Consider the following 6,729-nt stretch of genomic DNA (forward strand, 5'->3'; position numbering starts at 1 on the left):
CAACAATGATGTGAAAATGAGGAGCGGGAAGCCGCCGCAGCCTCTCAGACAGTGGGCTCCGACGGCTCACGAGCCTGTTCACTGAGCGCCTGTTCGTCCCGCGCAAGTCCGCTGTTCCTTCTGAACGCGGCGGTATCGATACGCCGTTTGAGCCGCTTGAGTGTGTTGCCCGCCGCGCAAGCGGACACACGGTTGACGAGCGCGAACAGATTACGGTCGCGCCCTTGCGCGAGCGCGGCCGTCGCACCGCCAATGCCCACTTTCATCAGGCAGTGCATCGCGTGTCCGCCACGCGGACCGTCGACATCCTCGAGATGCACGGTGACATGCGAAATGCGCCGCGCAATACGCGCGAAGGTTTCCTTGATCCGCTTATGTACGTGCTCGCGAAGCGCGTCCGATTCAGTACGCGACAAGTGAAGCCCTGAAGTATGAATGCTGATCTCCATCACAACCTCCCGTTCCGTTTCAGACAGTGACAGGTACCAATCTACGGGGCAACGCACTGCAGTAATAGTCGTTTTTTTCTGATGGTCGGTTCGTTCCATTCGAAGTAGCGCGCGCTCGCGGTGCTCACTTTCGCCTCATTCCCGGCTTCTACGATCAGTGGCATCGACGAGCCACGCCGGTTCCAGCCTTATCGAAGCCTGCGCAATAACCGGTGCCGGCGCACGTCGACCGCATCGCGGCCCGTTTTTGCGCTGCGCCGCGAGTCTCACTGAGTGATAGGAGAACATCATGTTTGCGTACTTACTCGAAAAGCTGGGCGAATGGATCGAACGTGCCGAAAATCGGCGCCGTCATGACTACCTTGCACAGGCATCGGACCTCGTTGACCTCGAACGGCGGATGCGTTCGCTTGAACGCAACGGCTACCCTGGGTGATCGACGCGCGGGCCGCAAGCGCATCGGCCTTGCGCCCGCCCTGGTCGACTCGTGAAGCTTTGCCTTACTAAGGATCGCCATGAAACACGAACCGCTATCACATTGCCCTGATCGCACCAACGCAGCGATATTGCGTGCCGGCTTCAATGCCGGTTCGCGCGCGGCACACGAGAGAAAACCAAATGACCGCACGCATCCGCAAGATGCTCCGGTACCGCGTTTCTTCGTACGCTTGCGCATCACACTCAGGCGTCTTTTCACACGTGGCACGCCGGATCACACCTGTGTGTGCGATATCGATGCGCGCCTGCTTGAACTCGAATTGCACAAGTTGAATATGCAACATTTAGGTAACCTGCACCATTAGTCACATCGTCGCAGCGATAATCCGTGCGTCGATCATGAACTTCAAACAAGGCATTCGCGCGGCGCATGCGTGTTTAATGCCGGCTTCGTGAAAGCGTTGCTTGACGCGGCCTTACCTGCCAGCACTGCGTAACACCTGGGTGCTCATGCGCGATACGCGCGCTACACTGATGCGCATTGGGTTGCCGCGCCCCGTTAGGGGGCGGTCAATCCGCCGCCGTTCATCTTGCCCCCGCTTTTAGCAGACGATTCCGTTATGGAATCGCACGATTTTTCGTTTTCGACGGGTTACTTTACGTGGCGACATAAACGGCGGCGCGCGGACGCGTAAGATCGACAAGACCGCCAGTCTCACACTGACACCGTCGCCATCGCGCGGCACGGCCGGCTCCGGCCTGACGATATAGACGGCAATCGGCGGCAATCACATCCTGCATCGATCGAGTGACCTTGTGACCTGACCGGGAGACCATGATCTCGCTCTTTCAAGCGGCACGTCGCGACGGCTGGTGGGACACATGGGTGCGCTGGATGCGCGCCGATCTGGACCACCCGTCTGATTTTCTACGCCAGCTTGCGCTCGGATGGGTGGTTGGATTCATCGCGTTCGGCGCGATCGGTTGGGTATGCTACAGACTTGGCCTCAACGCGCTCGCAGGGGAATCGATTTTCCTGATCATGATCGTGCTGCTCTCGCTGGTGGGCAGCTTTACGATGTCGATTGTGCTGTGCCTCGTCGCAGTGCTGTTTATCGACTTCTTCTTTATCGCACCGACCCTGTCGTTCGGTACCAGTAACAAACAGGACATCCCTGCGTTACTCACGTTCGCCATCGCATCGTTCGCGATTACCGGGCTTGTACGGCACGTGCGCATGCTTGGTGAAACACAGAGCGAGCAGGCACGTCTGCTCGACCTCACGCACGACACGGTCATCGTGCGCGATATGGACGGTGTGATCCTGTTCTGGAATGTCGGCGCCGAAGAAATGTACGGCTGGAAAAAGCGCGAAGCGATGGGCCAAATCATCCATGGGTTCCTGAAAACGCGCTTCCCCGTTTCGGTCGACGACGCGACGAACACGCTGCTGCATACCGGTCGCTGGGAAGGCGAACTGATCCATACACGCCGCGACGGCACCGAGCTGGCAATAGCGAGCCGCTGGTCGTTGCAGCGCAATGGTGGCGGGCGCGCACTCGCGATACTGGAAACCGGTAACGACGTCACCGCACGCAAGCAGGCCGAACAGGCACTGCGGCGCAGTCAGGCGACCTACCTCGCCGAGGCTCAGCGATTGAGCCGCACGGGTAGCTTCGGCTGGAACGTATGGAGCGGCGAAGTCGTCTGGTCGGAACAGACGTTCCGGATCTTCGAGTTCGAGACTGGCGTCGTACCGACACTCGAACTGGCGCTGCAGCGCGTTCACCCCGACGACGTCGAGCGGTTCCGCGACACGATTGGCCATGCGTCGACCCATAAGCAGGATTTCGACTTCGAGTTCCGTCTGCTGTTTCCCGACGGCGCGATCAAGCATCTGCACGTGGTCGCGCACGTGATGAAAGACGAGCCGGAACGGCTGCACTACGCTGGTGCAGTGATGGATGTGACGAATACGCGACAGGCGGAGCAGCAGCTCCACCATGCGCAATCCGAACTGGCGCGGGTGACGCGCGTGACCACGCTCGGCGAGTTGTCCGCGTCGATCGCTCACGAAGTCGGCCAGCCTCTCGCGGCGATCGTGACCAATGGCGAGGCCTGCCTGCGCTGGCTCGAGCATCAGCCGCCGCAGCCCGATGAGGTGCGCACGGGCGTCATCAGAATGATCGGTGAAGGCCGGCGTGCGACCGAAATCGTGCGGCGCATTCGTACGCTCGCGCGAAAGGATACCGGGCAGAAAGCGCCGCTCGAGCTGAACGATGTGGTCAACGATGTTGTGTCGCTGACGCAACGCGAAGTGCTGAGCCACCAGGTGCCGCTGCGCGTGCGGCTCGCGCCGCTGTTGCCGCCCGTGCTTGGCGACCGCGTGCAGTTGCAGCAGGTGTTGATCAATCTCGTGATGAATGGGATTCAGTCGATGGATGGCATTACCGGCTGGCCGCGCGAGCTGTCGATTGAAACCGGTGTGACGCCCGACGGCGAGGTGCAGCTAGCGGTGCGCGACCGCGGCACCGGCATCGATCCGCGGCACGCCGAACGGCTGTTTGATGCCTTTTTCAGCACGAAACCGCACGGCATGGGCATGGGCCTGTCGATCTGCCGATCGATCATCGACTCACATGGTGGGAAAATCAGGGTATTCAACAATGACACTCACGGTGCAACATTTGAGTGCGTTTTGCCGCCACTAGCAAAAGAGATCGCATGAGTCGCGCCGAACGGAATATTTTTTCCACCTGGGATTCTTTCGCCGCGAAAGCGAAACATCTACTATCTATACTGCATGCAACGATAATCATTTATTGAACGGGCAACGGCTCGCGTACAGTTCGCGATTGGCCGCTGCAGTTGGAGGGACACATGAATTCGCAGCAGTTGAATTCGGCTTCGACTGGCTTGGCGGCGCAGGCGGCGCCGTCAGTGGTCTATGTGGTCGACGACGACGAAGCAATGCGCACCGCGCTTGGCGCGTTGTTGCGCTCAGTTGGCTTGCGCGTCGAAACCTTCGCGTCTTCGCGCGCGTTTCTCGACTATCCGAAGTCCACTGTGCCGAGCTGCCTCGTGCTCGATGTCAGGCTGCGTGGCGAGAGCGGCCTCGCGTTCCAGGAAGAAGTCGCAAAGACCGACATGCGCATTCCGATTGTGTTCATGACGGGGCACGGCGACATTGCGATGTCCGTGAAAGCGATGAAGGCCGGCGCACTCGATTTCTTTACGAAACCCTTTCGCGATCAGGACATGCTCGATGCGGTCGCGCATGCGCTCGCGCAGGACGCGAAGCGCATCGAAGCCGAACATGCGGTCGCCTCGGTGCGCTCGTGCTACAACACGTTGACGCCGCGCGAACAGCAGGTGATGGAGTATGTGGTGGTCGGGCTGATGAACAAGCAGATCGCCGCGGAGATGAAGCTGAGCGAGATCACCGTGAAGATTCACCGCGGGCAGGTGATGAAGAAGATGGAAGCGCGCTCGGTGGCGGATCTGGTGAGAAAGGCCGAAGCGATCGGCATCGGCACGCACGGCGAACGCACGTCGTAGTGATTGCGCTACGACGCTACGTTAGGGTGAACCCAGCGCCGTGGTTAGCCAATGCGCGATGACGTTTGCGTCGACCGGTTTTTCAAGTAGCGCCAACGCGCCTTGCGCCTGAGTTTGCGCATGCAGGAACGCGGTCGGAAACGCGGTAATGAAAATGGTGGGCGGTGCGTGGCCTTGCTTGAGCAGACAGTCGTGCAATTCAATGCCGGACATGCCCGGCATGCGAATATCGGAAATCAGAAACGACGTTTCGTCGATACGACCGGAACTGAGATACGCCTCGGCGGACGCAAAGTCGTTGACATCCCAACCGAACGAGCGCACGAGACTCGCGGTTGCAAGACGCACCGCGTCGTCGTCATCGACAATGCTAACAAGGTGGGACGTATCCACGCGGCGGACCCTGAGTTTGAAAAATAACTCCGCAAGTTTACGGATCCAGGCCGTGCCATTTTCTCTTTTGCTTTCAAGAGAATAGATCGCGGGATGCGGCCCGCAAATCATACAAACGTATAGCGCGGTCGCCTATTAGCGGTGCTACGTAGATGAGTACGGCGCCGTGCAAGTGGACCTCCGGCGCGAAGCAGTCGTTAAACTATTCCAATTACATAAAATCGCAAAGCCGATCCTCACGCGCCTCATGCGAAAACCGATAAACGGCTCGATTAATGCGCGAACCGCAAGCACGTCGTAAATGAGAATCGCGGCGATTTCGAGCCATTGATTCAATGGCTCGACGCGGCGAAACGACACGATGCGTAACCAGCCGACGGCTTGACATCGTTGCGAAAAACGACGACGGCTGCCGCCGGCCGGATCGCATCAAAATCAGTTGCCTGCCTCGTGCATGGTGAGGTTGTTCTTCACCGACTTCACGCCTGCGACGCCTTGCGCGGCGCTCGTCGCAACCGGGATCAGCGAAGCATCTTCGACGGTGCCGTCAAGCGTGACGACGCCATGGCGGGCGACGATGCGGATATCGGACGACTCGACCTTGTGGGTCGTCAGCGCGTGACGGACTTGCGCTTCCAGTTTGTGATCGGCGTGCCATTTCTGCTTGTGGGTTTCCTTTGCCATAGGCGCGGAAGCCGCGGTGTCGTCCTGAGCCTGAGCGGCTCCGTAACCGACGGATAACATCAGCGCAATACTGGTACCGACCAACATCTTCAACGGCTTGTTCACATGGACCTCCATCGTTGCCAAGGGTGATTTATCGGACGTCGAAACGCCCGTTTCTTTGCTACTAATCTTCGATTGCTTCTTGTCGCTTTGTTTTTTCGAAAACGCTAGCCTGTACCCGCTTCGTTTGCGCAAATTGCGCATTTTTTGCCATGCTTATTGCCACGTCCCGCTTTGCTCTAATTTCAATGAATGCCGGTGTTTGATCTCGTACCGCTTTAACACTCGATCGGCGCGATCAGCACACACGCCGCGAGCATCATCGAGCCGGCGTTAGCCGGCGCGAGTCGATAGTGCGAAGGGCGATAGACGACATCGCCACGGTGAATCTGCTGTCCGCTCAATGCGCAAAAACCGTCGCTCGATGCTCGCGCGACGCGCCATACCTGGTCGCCGTAATGGCACGACGTCGCGTCGCCCCATGTGACGATCGCCGTTCTGCTCGTTGGACGATCGAGCACCCTGATGTTTGCGTCGCGCTCGCCGTCCGCGCATCCTGTCGACGTCACGCGACGTTGTGCGTGACGGCTGGCGGGAATCGCATCGCATCGTGTTCTATCCGTTCGCGACAGCGAGTGAAGCAGACCCAACGTCTGCGACCACGGATCAGTCCGGCTGTGTTTCGCATGCATCGAGCAGTCCCCCCATCGTTGCTCGTGGAGGTCCTCGCGCGCTGCGTTTTCGCGAAGGCCACGTCTTTCAGGCGGTGCCGTAACGTTAACGCGATGTCCGCCTGACGGCCATTCCACCAACGTGTGTTGGGGTGATACGAAGGTTTAGGCGGGGTGTGGGGTTGGGTTAGCGAGGGGCGTTAAATGGGCTGTTTGTTGTCGGGTGGGGCGCACTGATGGCGGGTGCGGTGGGTAATTCGGGTTGGAATGGAGGGATGGGGTCGTGAAGGCGGGTGTCGGCGCGGCGCGGGAACCCGTCCGCACCGCACGGGCACACTCGACACTCTCTTCAACAAGACCGTTCGCCCGAGTTGACGGATACGGGAAAGCGCGCAACTGGGAGGTATCAGGAATTTTGTGTGTCGAGGTCGGTTTAAAAAATCTCAGCTCATGGCGTTCGTGAACCGCTCGCCGAACAGAATGGCGAACTGATT

General features: G+C 59.1%; 8 protein-coding genes. 4 read left to right on the forward strand and 4 right to left on the reverse strand.

Features of this window, described 5'->3' with window-relative positions; translation table 11 throughout:
- Window positions 1-44: 44 nt before the first annotated feature.
- Window positions 45-449 (reverse strand): HPF/RaiA family ribosome-associated protein, encoded by a 405-nt coding sequence (locus BX592_RS21145; RefSeq protein ID WP_134194115.1) that lies wholly within the window; start codon window positions 447-449, stop codon window positions 45-47.
- A 289-nt stretch (window positions 450-738) separates the two neighbouring features.
- Between BX592_RS21145 and BX592_RS21150 the strand changes: the two genes are divergently transcribed.
- The 4 genes from BX592_RS21150 (at window position 739) to BX592_RS21165 (ending at window position 4,445) form a co-directional block, all read left to right on the forward strand.
- Complete coding sequence (locus tag BX592_RS21150; RefSeq protein ID WP_134194117.1) at window positions 739-885, forward strand: DUF3563 family protein; 147 nt, start codon at window positions 739-741, stop codon at window positions 883-885.
- A gap of 79 nt (window positions 886-964) precedes the next feature.
- Window positions 965-1,252, forward strand: coding sequence for a hypothetical protein (locus tag BX592_RS21155; RefSeq protein ID WP_134194119.1), 288 nt, complete (start codon window positions 965-967; stop codon window positions 1,250-1,252).
- A 470-nt stretch (window positions 1,253-1,722) separates the two neighbouring features.
- Window positions 1,723-3,615 carry an ATP-binding protein gene (locus tag BX592_RS21160; RefSeq protein WP_134194121.1) on the forward strand — a complete coding sequence of 631 codons (1,893 nt, stop codon included), beginning with the start codon at window positions 1,723-1,725 and terminating at the stop codon, window positions 3,613-3,615.
- 152 nt (window positions 3,616-3,767) lie between these two features.
- Window positions 3,768-4,445 carry a response regulator transcription factor gene (locus BX592_RS21165; RefSeq protein WP_134194123.1) on the forward strand — a complete coding sequence of 226 codons (678 nt, stop codon included), beginning with the start codon at window positions 3,768-3,770 and terminating at the stop codon, window positions 4,443-4,445.
- A gap of 21 nt (window positions 4,446-4,466) precedes the next feature.
- Here BX592_RS21165 and BX592_RS21170 read toward each other — a convergent pair whose 3' ends face one another.
- From BX592_RS21170 to BX592_RS21180, 3 genes are all read right to left on the reverse strand, one after another.
- A complete protein-coding gene (locus BX592_RS21170; RefSeq protein ID WP_243849654.1) occupies window positions 4,467-4,838 on the reverse strand; it encodes a response regulator transcription factor in 372 nt (123 codons plus the stop codon).
- 435 nt (window positions 4,839-5,273) lie between these two features.
- The gene (locus BX592_RS21175; protein WP_166676413.1) at window positions 5,274-5,627 is read right to left on the reverse strand and encodes a BON domain-containing protein; all 354 of its coding nucleotides are present in this window, start codon (window positions 5,625-5,627) and stop codon (window positions 5,274-5,276) included.
- 215 nt (window positions 5,628-5,842) lie between these two features.
- The gene (locus BX592_RS21180) at window positions 5,843-6,256 is read right to left on the reverse strand and encodes a DUF3331 domain-containing protein (RefSeq protein WP_134194129.1); all 414 of its coding nucleotides are present in this window, start codon (window positions 6,254-6,256) and stop codon (window positions 5,843-5,845) included.
- Between the last annotated feature and the right edge of the window lie 473 nt (window positions 6,257-6,729).

This window comes from Paraburkholderia rhizosphaerae (assembly GCF_004366595.1).
GTDB lineage: Bacteria > Pseudomonadota > Gammaproteobacteria > Burkholderiales > Burkholderiaceae > Paraburkholderia > Paraburkholderia rhizosphaerae.

Coding starts and splice junctions, on each gene's coding strand:
- BX592_RS21150 (WP_134194117.1), top strand. CDS start 739: ATGTTTGCGTACTTACTCGAAAAGCTGGGCGAATGGATCGAACGTGCC.
- BX592_RS21180 (WP_134194129.1), bottom strand. CDS start 6,256: ATGCATGCGAAACACAGCCGGACTGATCCGTGGTCGCAGACGTTGGGT.
- BX592_RS21160 (WP_134194121.1), top strand. CDS start 1,723: ATGATCTCGCTCTTTCAAGCGGCACGTCGCGACGGCTGGTGGGACACA.
- BX592_RS21165 (WP_134194123.1), top strand. CDS start 3,768: ATGAATTCGCAGCAGTTGAATTCGGCTTCGACTGGCTTGGCGGCGCAG.
- BX592_RS21155 (WP_134194119.1), top strand. CDS start 965: ATGAAACACGAACCGCTATCACATTGCCCTGATCGCACCAACGCAGCG.
- BX592_RS21145 (WP_134194115.1), bottom strand. CDS start 449: ATGGAGATCAGCATTCATACTTCAGGGCTTCACTTGTCGCGTACTGAA.